Raw genomic sequence first — 17,914 nt, forward strand, 5'->3', positions numbered from 1 at the left:
GTGGTCGAGGGTGTGTTCATCAGGTGTGGTCCGTTTCTTGCGGTCGCTCGCGGTGGATCGGGGAGGGGTGCTCATGCGGGAGGTGCGGGCAGCGTCTCGGGGGCGGGCGCCGCGAACTGCGGGGCGCGCCGTTCGGCCATGGCCGCCACGCCTTCCTTGAAGTCGGGCTGCTGCATGAACTGCTCGATGAGGTCTTTCGAATCCTCCACTGCAGTGCCGACATTCGAGTGGAGAAGCTCGGCGTAGATCTGGCGTTTGGCGCCGGTCGCGGAGGCCGGGGACACCTGGGTGGCGATGTAGTCGGCGACCTCGTAGACCTTGTCGAGGAAGTGCTCGTCCCGGGGGTGCACGCCGTTCAGGAAACCCATGCGAAGGAGTTCTTCGGAGCGCAGGATGCGTCCGGTGATGAGGATGTCGGCGGTGTTCGCCAATCCGACGATGCGGGGCAGCAGCCAGGCCAGTCCGTACTCGGCGGGCAGTCCCAGGCGCGGGGTCGCGGTGGTGAACTTGGCGCCCTCCACGGCGTAGCGGAGGTCGCAGTAACCGGCCAGGGCGACCGCGATACCGGCGCACGGTCCGTTGATGGCGGCGATGACCGGGACGCGCAGCCCCCACATCCACACCAGGTCGTGGTCGAACTGGGGATTCACCCCGTGGCCGGGGCGTGCGAAGTCGGGCTTGTTGACGGTGTCGGCATACTTTTCGTCGGTCTCGGTGTAGAAGTCGAGTGCCTTGGTATCGGCGCCGACACAGAACTGATTACCGCCGCCGGTGAGGACCACGACCCGAACGGCGGGATCCGCATCGAGGGTTGCCATGGTCCAGCGGAGCTCAGCATTCATGCGGGACGTCCAGGAGTTGCCGCGGCCAGGGCGGTCGAGCCACACCGTGGCGACACCATTCTCGCGGATTTCGTAGCGGGTGACCTTCAGATCCATGGTGATTCCCTCTCGTGGTGCGAATGATCGATCCACGGCCCGGCATGGTGAAGGCGTGCCAGGTCCGCCCACGTCGCGAGGACGCCGGCCAGGTCGGGAGCGATCAGACGTGTCTTATTCTTCGGCGTCGGCGAGCCACATACGGTGGACCCGACGGGTGTTCTGAACGAGCTCGGCCACCGCGGCGGCGGCGTCGCGGCGTCGAATGTGCTCGAGCAAGGTGCGCGGGCTGCGCAGGGCATCACCGGTCGGTACCTCGGCACCGAAGCGCAGGGTGAACTCGGTGAGCAGATCCATCAGCGAGCGCATCATCGTCGCGATGATCGGATTCTGAGTGGCTTCGCCGATGAGGCAATGAAATTCGATGATCACCTCGGTCTTGCCGTTCCAGTCTTCCCGGGCGGCGAGGTCGTCGGCCTTGTGGAGCAGATCCTCCATTCGCGCGAGATCGTCGTCGGTGCGTCGTGCGCAGGCTGTCGTGACCGCAACGGTCTCGATTTGCTCACGTGCCTCGGTCAGATCCGACAGCGAGTATCGCGTCAGGAGGAGATTGTCGGACAACGCCCTCGAGATGCTGACGGGGTCGGTGGGGGCGATGAACGCGCCGCCGGTAGCTCCCTTCTTGATGGTCACGACGCCCGTGACTTCGAGCATCCGAATGGCTTCGCGCACGGTGTTGCGGCTGACCTCGAATTGGGCGGCGAGAGTGCGCTCGGAGGGCAGACGGCTTCCGGGTGGCAGCTTGCCTTGCCGAACCTGGGCCCGCACCTGATCGATGATCTCGTCGAAGGCGCGGCGGGGCCGGGCCGGGCGGAACTGGATGTCGGCGGGTTCGGTCATGGTGCCAATCATTCCCGGTTTCGACGCGTCGGCTCCGCTCCGGTGCCCTTTCGCTACCAGTGCGGTCATGCGCTCTTACCTCCGATTTCATTGGTTGAGCCATTGAAACCCCATCATTGCCGGGAAGTCAAGGCCTGGTCAGGCCTTGACTTTCTGCTCCGGTTGTATCTGAATTGAGTCAATGGCCCTACCATTGAGGGACCGGAAGTGTCCGCGATGCTCCGCCGCGCACCCGCTCCCCACGGATCGAAGGACTTCGCATGCCGCACGATGACAACCTCCAGATGCTCGGTGATCGCCTTCCCCTGTCGGGCGTTCGTGTCGTCGACCTGTCGCAGGTCGGCGCAGGCCCGTATGCAGCGTCTCTGCTCGGTGACCTGGGCGCCGATGTGATCAAGATCGAGCCCCCGACGGGGGAGAGCTTTCGATATATCGACAATCTGTTCGGTGTCGGCGACAGCGCCTACTTCTACGGAGTCAACCGCAGCAAACGGTCACTGACCCTCGACCTGCACGAGCCCGACGGGATGGACGTGCTGCGGCGTCTGGTCGCCGACGCAGACGTCATGATCGTCGGATTCCGGCCGGACGCCGTCACCCGCCTCGGGATCGACTACGAGTCGATGGGCAAGCTCAACGACCAGCTGGTGTATTGCCAGCTGACCGCGTTCGGCGAGGACGGGCCTCGTGCCCACCAACCCGGCATGGACCTGCTGGGGCAGGCCATCGGCGGGATCATGGGCCTGACCGGTGAGACCGACGGCCCACCGATCAAGGCAGGTGTCCCGATGGCCGACTTCGTCGGCTCCTTCCTGCTCGGATTCTCGATCGTCTCCGCGCTGCGTGCCCGCGATCTCAACGGTCACGGCCAGAAGGTCAGCGTGAATCTGCTGGACGGCCAGATCGCGATGCTCGCCAACATCCTGACGCACTACGACCGCACGAAGGTTCCTGTGCGACCGCAGGGGGGAGGGCATCCGCAGATCGCTCCGTACCAGCCCTACCAGGGCGGCGACGGCAAGGACTTCATCGTTGCGTGCCTCAACGACCGGTTCTGGCTGCGGTTGACCAAGGTCATCGACCGTCCCGAGCTGGCGGACGATCCGCGCTTCGTCACCAACGCAGACCGCGTCGCGAACCGTGGGGCGCTCAACGACATTCTCGTCCCGATCTTCGTGGAGCACACCGCCGCGAGCTGGCTCGAACGCCTCGACCAGGTCGCGGTGCCATGCGGGCCCGTTCACCGGCTCGAGGACGTCTTCACCGAACCGCAGGTGGTGCACAACCATTCGATCACCGAACTCGAACACCCCATCCATGGGCGCTACCCGGTCCCCAATACGCCGTTCCGGCTCCACGGAACGCCTGCCCAGCCCCGAGGCTACGCACCGCTTCTCGGTGAGCACTCGGTCGAAATCCTGGGGGAGGCCGGTTTCACCCACGACGAAATCCGCGCACTGCTCGACAAGAGCGTGACCACGACATCCACTGTCAACGAGTCGGCATAGATGGTGCTCCGATGACCACCACGACTGCGGAGTACACCTGGCCCACCGAACTCACCGAACTGCGCGACGTCGTCGCGGCCTTCCGTGAGCGCCACGCCGGCGAGGCGGCGGTGCGCACGCTCGCCGAGACGAACGCACCACTCGATTCGCGAACCTGGCAGATCATGGCCGAACAACTCGGATTGGCCGGACTGACCGTCCCCGAGGAACTGGACGGTGCCGGGGCAGGCTACGAATACCTCGCGGTCGCGATGGAGGAACTCGGCAAGTCGCTCCTGCCGTCGCCGCTCCTGGCCACGACCGCACTCGCGATCGGCACGCTGATGCAGGTCGGCGACGCGTCAGCGCGCGAGCGTCTGGTTCCGGCCCTCGCGTCGGGGCAGATCACCGGCACGCTCGCCTACACCGCCGCCGACGGTCATTGGGATCGGACCCGGACGCCACAGGTGCGGGCGACACGGAACGGGGACGGTTGGCGGCTGGACGGCACCGTTCACCACGTTCTCGACGGTGCCTCGGCCGATCTCGTTCTCGTGGTCGCCGACACCGACGAGGGTCCGTCGGTGTTCGCCGCCGAAGGTCCGCTACCCGGCCTCGTCCGTTCACCGATGGCGAGTCTCGACGGCACCCGGAGCCAGGCCCGGCTCGACTTCCACGGCGTTCCGGCGACCGCGGTCGGGGTGCTCGGCGCCGCGGCGCCCACGGTGGAGGCCGTACTCACGCGCGCGGCCGTGCTGCTGGCGGCCGAACAGGTCGGGGGAGCGCAGTACTGCCTCGACACCGCGGTGGCATACGCCGGTGCCCGCACCCAGTTCGGTCGGGCAATCGGCTCGTATCAGGCGATTAAGCACAAGTGTGTCGACATGTACCTCGAGATCGAATCAGCCCGTGCAGCAGTGTATTACGCTGCGTCCTGTCTGACGGTGAACTCGGTCGATGCAGAATCGGCCGCGTCCATTGCCAAGGCACTCGCGTCGGCGGCGTTCGACCGCGCCTCCGCCGACAGCATCCAGATCCACGGCGGAATCGGATTCACGTGGGAGCACCCGGCGCACTTGTACTTCCGGCGGGCGATCTCCACCCGCGCGCTATTCGGAGACCCGCGCAGGCACCACGAAGTCGTGGCCGCCTCTCTACTGGACCGAACAACACGCAGCGACGCCTCGACGTCGCCTCCCGATTCCCGGAGGGTGCAATGAAGGTCGACGATGAATGTTTCGTCCTGTCGGACGACGGACTCGAGCGCAGAGCCCTGTCGTTTCTAGCCGATCACCGCCGACGCAGTCGCACGCAGGGTCCACTCGTGTGGGGCGAGGGGGATGACGGTGCGGTAGCGATCTGGGACGACCCCGATCCCGACGCCGAGCGTGCCGAACTCGACGTCGCGCGCACCTACCGCCGCGCGCGCTTCGATGCCGGTTTGGGCTGGCTCGACGGCCCCGTCGAGCACGGGGGCGCGGGACTGGACGCCGTATCCCAGCGCCGGTTTGCGGCACTCGAGGCACAGTTCGACACCCCCTCACAGGCATTCTTCAAGCTCGACCGGGTGCTGACACCGATCTTGCTCCGCTACGCGGAACCGAAGATCGCCCGGCAACACGTCCGAGGTCTGTTTCGCGGCGATGTCATCGGATGTGAATTGTTCAGCGAACCCGGAGCCGGCTCCGACCTCGCGAGCCTCACGACGAAGGCCGTGCTGGACGGTGACATGTGGGTCATCGACGGCCAGAAGGTATGGACGTCGGACGCCCACTACGCCGATATCGGGCTCGCACTGTGCCGCACCGAATCCCAGGTTCCTGGGCGCAAAGGTGTGACCGCGTTCCTGGTGGACATGCGTGTACCCGGCGTCGAAGTGCGGCCATTGCGACAGATCACCGGAGGCTCCTCCTTCAACGAGGTGTTCCTCACCGGTGTCCGGGTTCCCGACTCCCACCGAATCGGGGCCCGCGGACAGGGGTGGGAGGTGGCGCAGGAAACCTTGACGATCGAACGCACTGCAATCGGTGTGGGCATGGGCCGGGGCGGTGCCGGTGTGGCCAACGGGGAGCGCCTGGTGGCGTTGGTCCGGTCCCTCGGCCTGGAGAACGACCCCGTCGTGCGGCAGCAATTGGCCGAAGTATTCATGGCGTTTCGGGCGGCGAAGCATCTACAGCACGTCACCACCGCACGGCACCGGGCAGGTGACAACCCGACGGCGTCTCCACTACTCGCGAAGCTGACACTGTCGAACAACCTGCGCCTCGCATCCCGATTCGTCACCGATCTGCTCGGTCCGCGGCTCGCTGCTGATACCGGTGAATGGGGCACGTTCGCGTGGAATCAGTTCGTCCTCGGAGAGCCGGGTATGCACATCATGGCGGGCACCGATGAGGTAGTCCACAACATGATCGGTGAGCACGTTCTCGGGCTGCCACGAGAACCGCGACCACAGCCGTGATTTCTGAGACGGTGCCCTGCCACCACGCCCCTGAACGCGCCGAACTCGATCAGCTGCTCGAGCGTGCGCGATCGGGGACGGCTGTCGTCGCCCTTGTCGAAGGAGTACCCGGAGTCGGGAAGAGCACTCTGGTCTCCGGACTGTTCCAACGATGGCCGGAGTGGTGCGTCCGCATCGCCACGGCCGCCGAATGGAGACACACTCGCACCTGGGACGTGACCGGACAACTCCTGCGCGCGCCAGTCTCGTACACCGACCCGGTCGACGCGGCCGCCAGCTTCTCGGCGCTTGCCTCACGGCCGACGGTCCTCGTGATCGATGATGCGCACTGGGCCGATATCGAGTCCCTGCGGGCACTCACGGTGGCCGTGCAACATCCGGGATGCCCGCTGGTCGTGCTAATGGTCGTCTCAGATCCCCTTCCCGACGGCGTACCGCCGGAGACCGTCGCCCTGTTCGCGCAGTATCGGCCACGTACAGTACGAGTCCGTTCCCTCACCCCGGACAACATCGCACGACTGGCGTTGTCTCACATCGGCGTCGAGCTGTCACCCTTCACGGCGCGGCAGCTCTACGATCACACCTTGGGGCAGCCCCGGCCGGTACTCCAACTGCTCGCGGAGATTCCCCGCGACCGGTGGCATCGATGGCAAGGTCGGTTCCCGGCGACGCGCGAGCATGCAGCTGCGGTACGGCGGGCGTTGGCCCGGTGTTCGGCCGATGCCCGCGCTCTGGCGCAGGCAAGCGCTGTTCTCGGTACCGAATGCCCACTTCCGACCGCCGCCGAACTTGCTCGGCTTCGCGACCCCACTTCAGCGATGGAAGCCCTCCACAATGCCGGTCTGCTGAGAATGCGGGCGCAACCAGGTGTCATCACCCTCGTCTTCCCCGATCCGATGACACAGGCCGCAGTGGCCGACGAACTCGGACCCGCCCGGTGGCGCACGTTGCACGAGCGCGCCGTGACCCTCGTCGACAACGAGGGCGCTGCGCTGCATCACGCGGCCAGTGCGGCGCCCCTACCCGACGAAGACCTCGCTGCGCGTCTCGACCGGTACGCCGAAGTCCGCGCCGGCGTCGGCGCATGGTCGGACGCGGCCACATCCCTGATCACCGCCAGCCGGATCAGCCCCGGCGCGGACAACCGAGCAGACCGCTTGATTCGGGGAGTCGACGCGCTGATCGGTGCCGCACTACTTCCTCGAGCTCTGACCTTCCTCTCCGATGTCGAGGCCGCCCCACCCGGACCGATGCGCAGCGCAGTCCTGGGCTACCTCGCCATCCAACGCGGGCGCCGGGCGGAGGCGAACCAGACACTCATCTGTGCATGGGATGCGCTCGGCGATCCGGCCGACGATACGGCCACCGCCGCGATGATCTGCCAGCGAATGGTTCTGCACTCGCTGGCAGCACTACGCAGCGATGACATAGTGATGTGGGCGGACCGCGCCGCATCGCTCGTCGACTCCAGCACTCCGGCTGCGATCGAATCCGAAGCGATTCGCGGGTTGGGACTGGCGATGTCGGGGAGGGTTGGTGAGGCCAAGCCCGCGTACGCTCGATTGGCGCAGCGGATTCGGCTCGGAGAGCAGCGCCAACGCGTCGGAATGGCCGAAGGTTGGCTCGCCCTCGCCCTCGATGATCCCGAGTCCGCCCGCGCCGAACTCGAACGAGCCGAATGTACGAACCATCGCGGCGGATCGCTTCGGATCTCGCTGTGGGCGCAAGCGTGGCTGGCCCGCACGTATTTTGTGCTCGGCGATTGGGACGATGCATTGCGTACTGTCGACCGCGCGGCAATGCAACTCGACACCGCGGGCGTGGATCTGCTCCGACCACTTGTTCATTGGACGGGAGCGCAGATTCACGCCCTGCGCGGAAACTGGCCTGCCTCCCGGGAGCACCTGCGCCGTGGCCGTGCCGGCAATAATGACTACGCGATCATGCTCGTCCCAGCGCGAATCGCGATGGCGCAGTATGCCGAAGCGTCCGCTGATTATGTCAGCGTCCTCCGCCATCTGCAGGCACTGGAACAGGTCGATCAACGGCATGCTCTCAACGAACCCGGCTTCTGGCCGTGGGTCGACATGTATGCCAATGCCCTGATCATGACCGGCCGCGTCGACGAGGCCGACGCGTTCCTGCAACCTCACGAACGGCTCGCAACCGAGAGGAATCACCGCTCCACAACTGCTCGTCTGCGCACCATGCGCGGTCGCATCGCCGGCGCACGAGGCGAGATCGACACCGCAATAGATGCGTTCGACGCGGCACTCGAAAATCTCGCGGCACTGTCGATGCCGTACGAGCAGGCCCGGGTGAACTTCGTGTACGGGCAGACACTGCGCCGCGCCGGACGCCGCCGCGATGCAGATGCGGTGATGCGCAGCGCCCGTGAGCTCTACATCCTTCTCGGTGCAACGGAATACGCGAGAAGATGTGATCGCGAACTCCGAGCGGGAGGTCTCGGGGGCGGCACGCGAAGAGGCGAAATAGTTACCTCCCGCATGGTCCTGACGCCTCAAGAGGGTGCGGTGGCCAGACTGGTCGCGAGTGGAAAACGAAACAAGGAGGTCGCGGACGAAATGTTCGTATCCGTCAAGACAGTGCAGTACCACCTGACTCGCATCTATGCGAAGCTCGGCATTCGCTCACGCAGCGAACTCGCAGCCCATCTGCCGCTCCACCCCCTCGCAGTCGCCGACTACGCGCTGCCCCGGTCGTGAATCCGGTCGAGCCGGCAATGGCGCAGATGAACGCTGTACATAGGGCTCTCACCACCACTTCGCCACCTGCCGATCCGGCGCACCTGCCCGCGCTCTGTGTGGCCGACGTCGAGGCGGCGGCGGAGCGGATCTCGGCGGTAGTGCCGCCGACGCCGCTCGAATATTGTGAGCGACTGTCAGCCCTCACCGGTGCCGACGTCTACCTCAAACGTGAGGACCTCACCCGCGTCCGCTCGTACAAGCTGCGCGGTGCATACAACGTCATGGCACAGCTTTCCTCTCGCGAACGTGAGGCAGGCGTAGTCACAGCGAGTGCAGGCAACCATGCCCAGGGCGTGGCTTATGCGTGCCGGGACATGGGTGTGACGGGGCGGATCTACGTGCCCACGCGAACTCCGAAGCAGAAGCGGGATCGCATCCGTGCTCACGGTGGGGCCTTCGTCGAGCTCATTGCGGTAGGCGACACGTTCGACGCGGCGGCAGAGGCCGCGGCTGACGATGTCGCACGCACCGGGGCCACGATGGTTGCGCCGTTCGACGATGCCCGTACCGCGGCGGGGCAGGGAACCATCGCCCGCGAGCTACTCGCCCAGTTGCCCTCGGCGCCGGACCTGGTTCTGGTTCCCGTGGGTGGTGGTGGTTGCCTTGCCGGAATCGCTGCATACCTGCAGACCACGTCGCCGCGCACGTCGATCGTGGGGGTGGAACCGACCGGCGCGGCGTCGATGGCCGCCGCGCTCGCCGCGGGCGGTCCGGTGACCCTGCCGGACGTGGATCCGTTCGTCGACGGGACAGCCGTCAAGCGCGTCGGAGACATCCCGTACGCGGTGGTATCCCGCCTCGCCCGCGACATCTCCCTCGACTCGACTTCACCGGTCATCGTGGAGCGGCACAACGACTGCCGCGTCACCGGACAGATCACGATGACTCAGGTGGACGAGGGTGCCGTATGCACGGCGATGCTCGACCTATATCAAAACGAGGGCATCATCGCCGAACCGGCTGCCGCGCTCTCCGTAGCCGCACTTGCGGGCCTGCCCCTCGTGTCGGGAACGACTGTCGTGTGCGTGATTTCGGGCGGCAACAACGACGTTTCGCGCTACAACGAGGTCATCGAGCGATCACTCGTGCACCGCGGTCTCAAGCACTACTTTCTGGTGGACTTCCCGCAACAGCCCGGAGCGCTGCGCCGGTTTCTCGATCAAGTGCTCGGTCCCGACGACGACATCACCATGTTCGAGTACATCAAGCGCAACAACCGTGAGTTCGGTGCCGCACTGGTGGGGATTGAACTGCACGCGGCCGACACCCTGCAGCTGATCCTCGCGCGGCTGGACGCCTCACCACTGGAAGTACAGCGTATTGCGCCGGGCACACCGGTCTTTCGGTACCTCATCTGATTGATGCAGGTGATCTTTCGTGCGCAGTGGATCACGCTGGTCGATCGGGTCCACCAGGCGGTATCAGCTGCGAGATTCGCAGTCCCGGCCGGTGTACCAGGCGGGTAGTAGTTCCATGAGGTGTTCGACGAGTTCCTCGGGGGTGGCGTCGAAGTCGTCTTCGAGCCATTCGTCGAGGAACCCGACCACTGCGCTCGCGATCATGCTGGCCGCGAGGTGAGGTCGCAGTCCCGGGGGCAGTCGAGGGTTGTCGACGATCCCGGGTTCGATGTCGGCGGCCATCGAGCGGACCGCTCTCGTGTGAACCTTCCGCGAAAGGGGTAATGCGAGAACGGCGACATAGAGGGAGCGGTGCTCGACATAGTGGCTGACGAGCTGCGCATGCGATTCGCGCACCTGTGCGGGCCACTCGAGGGTGGAATCGGAGCGCACAGCCTGGTTGATCACGGCCAGTTGCAGGTACGCCCGCTCGACGACCTGGAGAGCGAGTTCGTCGAAGCTCGCGAAATGGGAATAGAATGAGGTCTTCGAGATCCCCGCTTCGCGGACGATCGCGGGGACCGATATCGGTTCCTCCCGGCGCGCGACGAGGCTTTCGACTGCGTCAAAGATCTTCGCTCGCGTACGAGGCACGCGGGGGTCCCGCGATTCGCCGTGAGTTTTGCGCACGATCTGGATCTGCGACATATCGGCGGACTCCATCTCCATCTCATCAGAGTACGACCCGCCGGCGACGTAACCGGCGGGCCGGGTTCTCGAATGATCACCCCACCGAATGGCTGTCTCTAGAACTTTGTGATCACCACGCGCGTGATCGACGGATCCTCGAGCGAGGCGTAGCCCTCCGCGACCTCTTCCAGTGAGATCTCCTTGGAGACGAGGCTGTCGAGTTGGATTCTGCCCGAAAGGTACATGTCGACGTACCGGGGGACATCACGCTGCAGCACGCCCGAACCCATGTAGATACCGGTGATTGTCTTCTGTCCTTGGAGCAGGTCGTATCCGTCGACGGTCATGGTCTGTCCGGGCGTGACGCCGACGACGTACAGTCCTCCGCCTTTTGCCAGCATCGCGATTCCTTGCTCCTGCACGGCACCGATGCCGACGAAGTCGAACACGTAGTCGGCACCTGTTCCGGTGATCTCCTGCACCGCCGCGACGGCATCCGTCCGGGTTGAGTTGATCAGGTGCGTCGCCCCGAACTGCTTCGCCTTGTCGAGCTTGGTGTCATTGACGTCGATCACGATGATCGGAGAGGCTCCGGCGATGACCGCGCCATTGATGGCATGCAGGCCGACTCCTCCCGCCCCGACGATGACGACGCTCTCGCCTACCTGGACTTCTGCCGTGTTCAGTACCGCTCCCGTGCCGGTGAGCCCGCCGCAGCCGAGCAGTGCAGCTTGGGGGAAGGGCATCTCGCGCGAGATCTTCACGAGTTGGTTCGAGTGGACGAGCGCTTGCTGTGCGAATCCGCCGAGGCCGAACCCCTGGGTGACGTCTGCTCCGGTGCGAGTGAGCCGCGGCGCCTGCCCTGCGGCGCGAAGGGTGGCTTCGGGATGCAGACACTGGTGGCTGCGGCCGTCCAGGCAATTCATGCAGTGACCGCAGTACTGGATGAGGGAGCCGACCACGTGGTCACCGGCCGAGAAGTCGGACACGTCGGCTCCGACCTTGGTTACCACACCGGCGACCTCGTGGCCGAAGACTGCGGGAACGGGGTAGCCGAGGTCGTAATTGGCCACACTCATGTCGCTGTGGCACAGCCCCGAGGCCTTGACGTCGAGCAGGACCTCCATGCCGATCGGGTCGTCGATGGTCACCTCCTCGGTGTGGAATCCACCGCCGAACTCGTTGACGACAACTGCTTTCATGTCTGAATCTCCTTGGGGTTCGGAAGCGCTCGCAGCTGTGGGTAGCTGGGGGTGTGCTCACCGTACATCTTCTGAACTTCAGTTCGGAAGATTTTGAACTCAAGTCCGGAAAGTCTGGTGCAAACGAAGTGCGCCGGGTTACTGTCGTGACGTAATTTGAATGTGGCGAAGACCACGTTCTGCCGGAGTCGAGGGCATCGATGTCAATCGACGACACGTGCGTCGCACAACGATGTCGCCTCGCAGTGCATCCGCTCGAGCATCGGAGCTCGTGCTGTGAAATGGAGACGAAGTGACCGTAGAAGCTCCCACCCCCCACGTCGCGAAGGAAGAGCTAGAGAGGATTCTTCGAACCCAGCGCGACGCATTCCTTCGAGAAGGTCACGTCAGCGCGGCAGTTCGGCGCGACCGAGTCAGCCGGGTGGCTGTGACGATTCTCGACAACATCGACGCAATCTCCGAGGCCCTGAGCCTCGACTACGGATTTCGGCCACCCGAGCTGACGAAAGCTTTCGAGGCCACGTCCTGGGTCTCCGACGTGCAAGCTACCCTGGCGTCGCTCGAGGATTGGATGGAACCGACCGACGTTCCCGGCGGATTCGTGCAGCACAAGCCCAAGGGCGTGGTGGGCGTCATCGGCGCGTGGAACTTCCCGATCATCCTTGCTTTCGAGCCGGCAATGGCCGCTCTCGCCGCAGGAAACCGCGTGATGCTGAACTTCTCCGAATTCCACTCCCGGACAGGATGCCTCATCAAGGATGTCTTCTCCGAGAGCCTCGACGAGACCGAGTTCGCGGTGATCAGCGGCGATCTTGCCACCGCCCAGGCATTCGCAGAACTCGAGCTGGACCACCTGTTCTTCACCGGGTCTCCGGGCGTCGGCAGCCTCGTCGCTCAATCGGCGGCAAAGAACCTGGTTCCGGTCACCCTGGAACTGGGTGGAAAGAATCCCGTCGTCGTCGCGCGAGACGCAGATCTGGAACTCGCGGCGCATCGAATCGCCGGAACCCGCGCCCTCAACAGCGGCCAGATCTGCCTTTGCCCCGACTACGTTTTCGTGCCCCGGGAACGCAGGGACGACCTCGTCGCGGCACTCCGTCAAGAATTCGAGGTGCTGTTCCCCGACTTCCTCCACAATCCCGGCGTGGTTTCGATCGTCAACGACCGAAACTACGACCGCGTGGTCGGCCTCGTCGAGGACGCGGTGGCAAAGGGCGCGACCAAGATCGTCGTCGCCCCCGAGACCGAGCTGGGCAACCTGCCCGACCGCGCATCACGACGAATTCCACCGACGATCCTGCTCGACGTCCCAGAGGCGGCAACGATTTCCCGCGAGGAGATCTTCGGACCGATTCTCCCCATTTACGTCTACGACACCATCCAAGAAGTGGTCGACTACCTGCAGGAACGGCCCACCCCGCTGGGATCGTACTGGTACGGAGACGACACAGAGGAATTTCGCACATTCCTCGACCGGACGAACAGCGGCGGAGTGACCCGCAACGACGGCATTTCCCACGCCTTCCTTCCAGGTGCCCCGTTCGGGGGGTTCGGCAACTCAGGCACAGGGGCCTACCACGGCAAGAAGGGCTTCGAGACCTTCACCCACCAACGCACCGTGGCGAACGTGACCCAGGAACGCGGGATCTCCGACGGTCTCAACGGGCGAGCCCTGCTCGAAGAGGAATTCCAATTCGCGATCAACCAGGCAGTCACCGGCGCTGCCAAAGCGTTCCGTGACTACCTGAAGTAGCGAGACCAAGGGAAGGGCAGGAAAACGATCCGCAGCATTTGTCCAAGAACGCCAACCGGCACCGCCGAACCACCCAGTCGGACACCACCCCAGCAGGACCACTGTCCGCGGACGACCTTGCCGGCTCATCGAAGCCCTCACCGGGGAACAAGTGGGCCCCGGGGCCCACGCCAGAGAGCGCCGAAGGTCCTGCTCGGCGAGCAAGAGACTGAGTTGCGGGACTGGCAACCCGCATAGGGCGGTGCTCAGGTTTTCGACTTCAGATTCGAGACCGGCACAAGGAGTGTGCTCATCGATGTTCGCGTTCCCGACTCTCACCGAAGCGGGGACGCGGACAGGGGTCTGGAGAACGATTCTCAGGCTGCCGCGTCAGCCCGGCCAGTTGGTCAGCACGCGCTGCTCGAGCTTTCCGGGATAACCCTGCTCGAACGACAGTGAAGGTTACGGCCCTTCTCCGAAGTCGGCTGAAAGCGTGTCGTAGACGATCTTCGGACCTCGTCCGAAAGCGTACTCACCCTCTTCGTAGCGCTGTGGCAACCGAACGATCCGTTGATCTTCGGAAACCGCGTGCCGACCCGGGGGTGCACGCGAATGGAGATAGCCCACACGACATCCGACAAGTTTGCCGGATCGATATCGTCGTCGACGAGGAACACCTTGGGGATGAACAGCATGGTATCGGTCTCGAACAGAACCTCGCCCACCTGTTTCGCGAATTCTTCACTCGAGACGCCCGGCAGCTTGTCACGCCAGTCTTCCGGCACGACGACGAGGAGCCAGTGCACCGCGGCGCCCTCCGGTGCCCACACCGCCTTCACCGGGAGCTTGGCGGCCCGCAAGTGGGTCAGCGCGTCAGCGGCGATCCCCATTGCCCAGATCGTGTGTGACTCGTCCGTCGGACGACCGGCCACAACGAGGGGCCAGATCGGATCATCGCGGTGAGTGATCGTCTCGACATGGAACGTGGGCTGCAGCGACGAGCCGGTGCCGAGGTATCCGCCGTACTCGCCGTACGGACCTTCCATGCAATCGCGGGCAAGGGAATCCCCGACACGCACGAGATTGCCGGTGCCGGTCCTTGAACCATCGCATAGCGCATCGGCTCGCTTAGCTCGACCCACTCTGCCCACACTTGACCGATGTGCTGGCTCGGCACGACGAGGCCGACCATTCTCTGACCATCGACCTTCATGACACGGGCGATTGACCAACTCACCCACCTGCCGTCGGGCGTCTTCACGATCAGGGTTCCCCAGGTGTTGGCGTAACGTCCGCCATCCTTCCCGTGACCGAACGGGATTGAGAACAGGCCGAGGGTCGCATCCTTGCCGCGGAGAATGTTTTGATGACAGGGCGCCTCGGACGAGTCGACGAGGTCGGGCGGCTCGACCGGGATATCGCGAGCTTCCGCAAGGGCATCGACAATGTCGGGGCCAGTCGACTGCGGGAGGCAGGCCCAGTGACAGAGCGACTCGTGCGTGCGGCATGTCCGGCCGAGAGGGCAGCGCGGCCGGTGCACCGAGGATTCGAAAAACCCGTCGCGGTGCCCTCGATGTACTCTAACAGTGTTGCACCAGAATCTATTTCACAATTGCGGCGCGTGATTGCGCCGGGCTCGAGATCGCCGTCGACCTGCCGAGTGATGGGAAGCCGTCTTCAACGCCGAAAATCATTCGAAGGGAGACCGATGTTCGATTTCTTTCGAGGTCCACCCCCGTGGTGTGCGTCATGTCGGTGAACGATGACGGTCGATCCTTCGACGCACACGATCCTCTCGAGGGCTCTACGGAATGAAGTTCATGAAACGTGAAGTCCGCAAGGTCGGCGGCGATGTGAGGTTCGATCGCACCCCGTCGGGAGGCTTGTCCGTCACGGCCAGTTTCCCGATCGGCTCCGATAAGGCGGTATCGAGTTGAGCGAGGTGTCGGAACCGCGCCGGATCGGTGTCTTCTCGATCGACGACCACGAGATAGTCCATGCAGGCCTCGAGCGGCTGGCCCAGCGGGAACCCGACTTCGTCTTCCTCGGAGCGGCAGCGAGCGTCGCGAGTGCGGAGAAGGACGCCCTGCGCGGCTCCCCGGACATCGTCATGCTGAATCTCTTCATCGGCGCCGAGCAGGGGTGGTCGTTGTGTCGCGACCTACTCGCCGCCTCGCCCACCACCAAGGTGGTCTTCTACACCGGGTACGGCAATGCCCAACTCGTGGACCGGGTAATGCTGTTGGGGCGGATCGGGATACATTCTCACAGCGGCGAGCATGGCCACGCCTCCGGACATGCTGAGAACAGTCGTCCGCTCCGGCCAGTACATCGATCCCCGTACTCCTGAAGGAGTGGGCGGACGCGCGCCGGGTAGCCGCCGAGAAACCGGCGTTCAACGAGCGTGAGCTCTCGATCGTGTCCATGATCGCCGCCGGCGTCGACAACTACGCCATCGCGGAGCGCATGAACCTCACGTTCCACACGGTGAAATTTCGCATCGGGAAGATGCTCGAGAAGACGGGAGAATCCAATCGCGCCGGGCTGGTTCGCTATGCAGAGGAGCGATTCCTCATCGAGTAGGGGCTGTACAGGAAGGCGTCAGTTGACCGGATCGTGGTCGACTGTTGATCGATCCGTTGCGTAGTAGGTGTGAAGGCATCAGCTGTTTGACAGTGGCTCCGGAGCCGGCTGGGCAACTAGGTGTGCGGCGGTGAGCGCTCCGGACGCAATCGCCTGCTGCACACGGAACTTCTGAATCTTGCCGGTGGGAGTCATGGGGAGTCCGTCGGTGAAATACCACAGCGAGGGCGTCTTGTGCGCCGCGATTCGGTCGCGACACCAGGTCTTCAATGCGGTCGCGTCCGGCGGATTGGCCGGGTCCGTCGGTCGCACGACGGCGCCGATCTGCTCGCCCCACTTTTCATCCGGAACCCCGACGATCGCCACCTCGGCCACGTCCGAGTGCTGGAAAAGCAGCTCTTCGATCTCGCGCGGATAGATGTTGAGTCCGCCCCGGATGATCATGTCCTTGAGGCGTCCGGTGATCCGCAGAAATCCTCGTTCGTCCATCGTGGCGAGATCACCCATGTACAACCATCCGTCGGCGTCGATGGTCGCGGCCGTTTCGTCCGGCATGTCGGAGTAGCCGAGCATCGTCTGGTAACCGCGACAGCAGATTTCGCCCTGCTCGCCGATCGGCAGAACCTCACCGGTCACGGGGTCGATGATCTTCACTTCCAGCTCCGGCAGTGGCTGTCCCACGGTAGTGGCCTGATCGGCGGGGTCGTCCGTGACCCGGGTCTGGCTGATCACTCCGTGCATCTCGCTCTGCCCGAACAGAATCGTGAACTGGCAGTCGAGTTCCTCGATGACCCGTTCGACCAGCGACTGGGGAACTGCGGCGGCACCCGACAGGACGGTATGGAGGCTCGACAGGTCACGACGTCGGCGATCAGGATGCTCGAGAAGCGAGATGAGCATCGTCGGGACCATCAGTGAGTGTGTTCCGCGGCAGGTTTCGAGCATCTCGAGCATCAGCGCGGCGTCGAAGCCGGGCAGGACGACATAGGTTCCGTGCGCGGCGAACGTTCCGAGTTCGGTGACGGCGCCGCCTCCGATGTGGTACATCGGCATCGCGTTGACGCAGACGACATGGTCCACCAACCCTGCCCTCTCGAACACGAAGGTGGCTTCGTTGACGATGCCTTTGTGATGCAGCAGTGCACCTTTGGGGAATCCGGTGGTTCCGGACGTGTACTGGATCTGCACCGGGGCGGTGGATGCGACCACGGGGAACTCCGCTGCCGGATCGCCGGTCGCGACGAACGCTCGCCACTCGCTCGTCGGAACGACCTTGCGGAGGGTGGGCAGCGATGGCCGAACCTCCGTCAGAACTTTCGTGAGGTCCGCGCCGCGATAGGTCTCCCGGTAGAAGAGTCCGACACTGCGGGACTGGCGAAGGATGTATTCGAGTTCGTGGGCGCGGTAGGCGGGATTCACACCCACCACCACCATCCCGGCCATCGCGATCGCTTGTTGCAGGATCACCCAGTCGGCGCTGTTGGGTGCCCATATCGCGATCCGGTCGCCGGGTGCGAAGTGGGCGAGCAGTGCCCTGGCCGCATCCTCGGCGTCGGCGAGGAGTTCGCGGTACGTCCATTCTCGCCGATCGGCCGTATCGGGCGTTCCGTCGACGAGGGCGAGGCGGTCGGGTTCTGCTGTCGCGGCCTCGCGCAGCAGGCCGCCGACGGTGATGTCGCGGACGCCTGAGCTCGGTGTCGCCGGCCAGAGAGACTTTTCGAGGGGCATGATGCAATCCTGCCTTCGGGCTGTGCGGTGTGCTGGGGAGTTGGAGGTGGGGCGAGTGAGCGCCCGCTACCGGGAAGCCGGAATCGGCTGTGAAGTGCTGTCTCGGTCAGAAGCAATGTAATACATAGCTGGAGCCGATAGCTGCGAA

At 64.5% G+C, this 17,914-nt stretch carries 14 protein-coding genes and 1 pseudogene; 8 read left to right on the forward strand and 7 right to left on the reverse strand.

Features of this window, described 5'->3' with window-relative positions; translation table 11 throughout:
* Positions 1-71: 71 nt before the first annotated feature.
* Entirely contained in the window at positions 72-938 is an 867-nt protein-coding gene (locus ACFWAY_RS44580) for an enoyl-CoA hydratase-related protein (protein WP_378515048.1), read from the reverse strand.
* Positions 939-1,052: 114 nt separating this feature from the next.
* Positions 1,053-1,847, reverse strand: coding sequence for a FadR/GntR family transcriptional regulator (locus tag ACFWAY_RS44585; protein WP_378515049.1), 795 nt, complete (start codon positions 1,845-1,847; stop codon positions 1,053-1,055).
* 191 nt (positions 1,848-2,038) lie between these two features.
* Here ACFWAY_RS44585 and ACFWAY_RS44590 point away from each other — a divergent pair, with 191 nt between their 5' ends.
* Genes ACFWAY_RS44590 through ilvA form a run of 5 tightly spaced genes read left to right on the forward strand, consistent with a single transcriptional unit; the run spans position 2,039 to position 9,852 of the window.
* Positions 2,039-3,286, forward strand: coding sequence for a CaiB/BaiF CoA transferase family protein (locus ACFWAY_RS44590; RefSeq protein ID WP_378453850.1), 1,248 nt, complete (start codon positions 2,039-2,041; stop codon positions 3,284-3,286).
* 11 nt (positions 3,287-3,297) lie between these two features.
* Positions 3,298-4,485 (forward strand): acyl-CoA dehydrogenase family protein, encoded by a 1,188-nt coding sequence (locus tag ACFWAY_RS44595; protein ID WP_378453851.1) that lies wholly within the window; start codon positions 3,298-3,300, stop codon positions 4,483-4,485.
* Positions 4,482-5,726 carry an acyl-CoA dehydrogenase family protein gene (locus ACFWAY_RS44600; RefSeq protein ID WP_378453852.1) on the forward strand — a complete coding sequence of 415 codons (1,245 nt, stop codon included), beginning with the start codon at positions 4,482-4,484 and terminating at the stop codon, positions 5,724-5,726. Before ACFWAY_RS44595 ends, ACFWAY_RS44600 begins: the two co-directional genes overlap by 4 nt.
* Positions 5,723-8,452 carry a LuxR C-terminal-related transcriptional regulator gene (locus ACFWAY_RS44605; protein ID WP_378515051.1) on the forward strand — a complete coding sequence of 910 codons (2,730 nt, stop codon included), beginning with the start codon at positions 5,723-5,725 and terminating at the stop codon, positions 8,450-8,452. The genes ACFWAY_RS44600 and ACFWAY_RS44605 overlap by 4 nt, the downstream gene beginning before the upstream one ends.
* A gap of 26 nt (positions 8,453-8,478) precedes the next feature.
* The gene (gene ilvA, locus ACFWAY_RS44610; protein ID WP_378515052.1) at positions 8,479-9,852 is read left to right on the forward strand and encodes a threonine ammonia-lyase IlvA; all 1,374 of its coding nucleotides are present in this window, start codon (positions 8,479-8,481) and stop codon (positions 9,850-9,852) included.
* Between the two features lie 63 nt (positions 9,853-9,915).
* Here ilvA and ACFWAY_RS44615 read toward each other — a convergent pair whose 3' ends face one another.
* Entirely contained in the window at positions 9,916-10,560 is a 645-nt protein-coding gene (locus ACFWAY_RS44615; protein WP_378459189.1) for a TetR/AcrR family transcriptional regulator, read from the reverse strand.
* 77 nt (positions 10,561-10,637) lie between these two features.
* A complete protein-coding gene (locus ACFWAY_RS44620; RefSeq protein WP_378453856.1) occupies positions 10,638-11,723 on the reverse strand; it encodes a zinc-binding dehydrogenase in 1,086 nt (361 codons plus the stop codon).
* 292 nt (positions 11,724-12,015) lie between these two features.
* Here ACFWAY_RS44620 and ACFWAY_RS44625 point away from each other — a divergent pair, with 292 nt between their 5' ends.
* On the forward strand, positions 12,016-13,476 hold the full coding sequence (locus ACFWAY_RS44625; protein ID WP_378515053.1) for an aldehyde dehydrogenase family protein: 1,461 nt from the start codon (positions 12,016-12,018) through the stop codon (positions 13,474-13,476).
* 386 nt (positions 13,477-13,862) lie between these two features.
* Here ACFWAY_RS44625 and ACFWAY_RS44630 read toward each other — a convergent pair whose 3' ends face one another.
* Positions 13,863-14,387: a hypothetical protein gene (locus ACFWAY_RS44630; RefSeq protein WP_378515067.1), complete on the reverse strand. Its 525-nt coding sequence runs from the start codon at positions 14,385-14,387 to the stop codon at positions 13,863-13,865.
* A gap of 45 nt (positions 14,388-14,432) precedes the next feature.
* Positions 14,433-14,995, reverse strand: a pseudogene (locus tag ACFWAY_RS44635) (UbiD family decarboxylase domain-containing protein); the annotation flags it as partial.
* A 402-nt stretch (positions 14,996-15,397) separates the two neighbouring features.
* Between ACFWAY_RS44635 and ACFWAY_RS44640 the strand changes: the two are divergent.
* Together ACFWAY_RS44640 and ACFWAY_RS44645 are read left to right on the forward strand one after the other, a co-directional pair.
* On the forward strand, positions 15,398-15,805 hold the full coding sequence (locus tag ACFWAY_RS44640) for a response regulator (RefSeq protein ID WP_378515068.1): 408 nt from the start codon (positions 15,398-15,400) through the stop codon (positions 15,803-15,805).
* A complete protein-coding gene (locus tag ACFWAY_RS44645; protein ID WP_378515070.1) occupies positions 15,802-16,038 on the forward strand; it encodes a response regulator transcription factor in 237 nt (78 codons plus the stop codon). The genes ACFWAY_RS44640 and ACFWAY_RS44645 overlap by 4 nt, the downstream gene beginning before the upstream one ends.
* 78 nt (positions 16,039-16,116) lie before the next feature.
* Here ACFWAY_RS44645 and ACFWAY_RS44650 read toward each other — a convergent pair whose 3' ends face one another.
* Positions 16,117-17,766, reverse strand: a complete 1,650-nt coding sequence (locus ACFWAY_RS44650) for an AMP-binding protein (protein ID WP_378515054.1) — start codon at positions 17,764-17,766, stop codon at positions 16,117-16,119.
* Positions 17,767-17,914 lie beyond the last annotated feature (148 nt).

The sequence above is a fragment of the Rhodococcus sp. NPDC059968 genome, from assembly GCF_042738615.1.
Classification (GTDB): domain Bacteria; phylum Actinomycetota; class Actinomycetes; order Mycobacteriales; family Mycobacteriaceae; genus Rhodococcus_F.

Coding starts and splice junctions, on each gene's coding strand:
- ACFWAY_RS44580 (WP_378515048.1), bottom strand. CDS start 938: ATGGATCTGAAGGTCACCCGCTACGAAATCCGCGAGAATGGTGTCGCC.
- ACFWAY_RS44585 (WP_378515049.1), bottom strand. CDS start 1,847: ATGACCGCACTGGTAGCGAAAGGGCACCGGAGCGGAGCCGACGCGTCG.
- ACFWAY_RS44590 (WP_378453850.1), top strand. CDS start 2,039: ATGCCGCACGATGACAACCTCCAGATGCTCGGTGATCGCCTTCCCCTG.
- ACFWAY_RS44595 (WP_378453851.1), top strand. CDS start 3,298: ATGACCACCACGACTGCGGAGTACACCTGGCCCACCGAACTCACCGAA.
- ACFWAY_RS44600 (WP_378453852.1), top strand. CDS start 4,482: ATGAAGGTCGACGATGAATGTTTCGTCCTGTCGGACGACGGACTCGAG.
- ilvA (WP_378515052.1), top strand. CDS start 8,479: ATGAACGCTGTACATAGGGCTCTCACCACCACTTCGCCACCTGCCGAT.
- ACFWAY_RS44615 (WP_378459189.1), bottom strand. CDS start 10,560: ATGGAGATGGAGTCCGCCGATATGTCGCAGATCCAGATCGTGCGCAAA.
- ACFWAY_RS44620 (WP_378453856.1), bottom strand. CDS start 11,723: ATGAAAGCAGTTGTCGTCAACGAGTTCGGCGGTGGATTCCACACCGAG.
- ACFWAY_RS44650 (WP_378515054.1), bottom strand. CDS start 17,766: ATGCCCCTCGAAAAGTCTCTCTGGCCGGCGACACCGAGCTCAGGCGTC.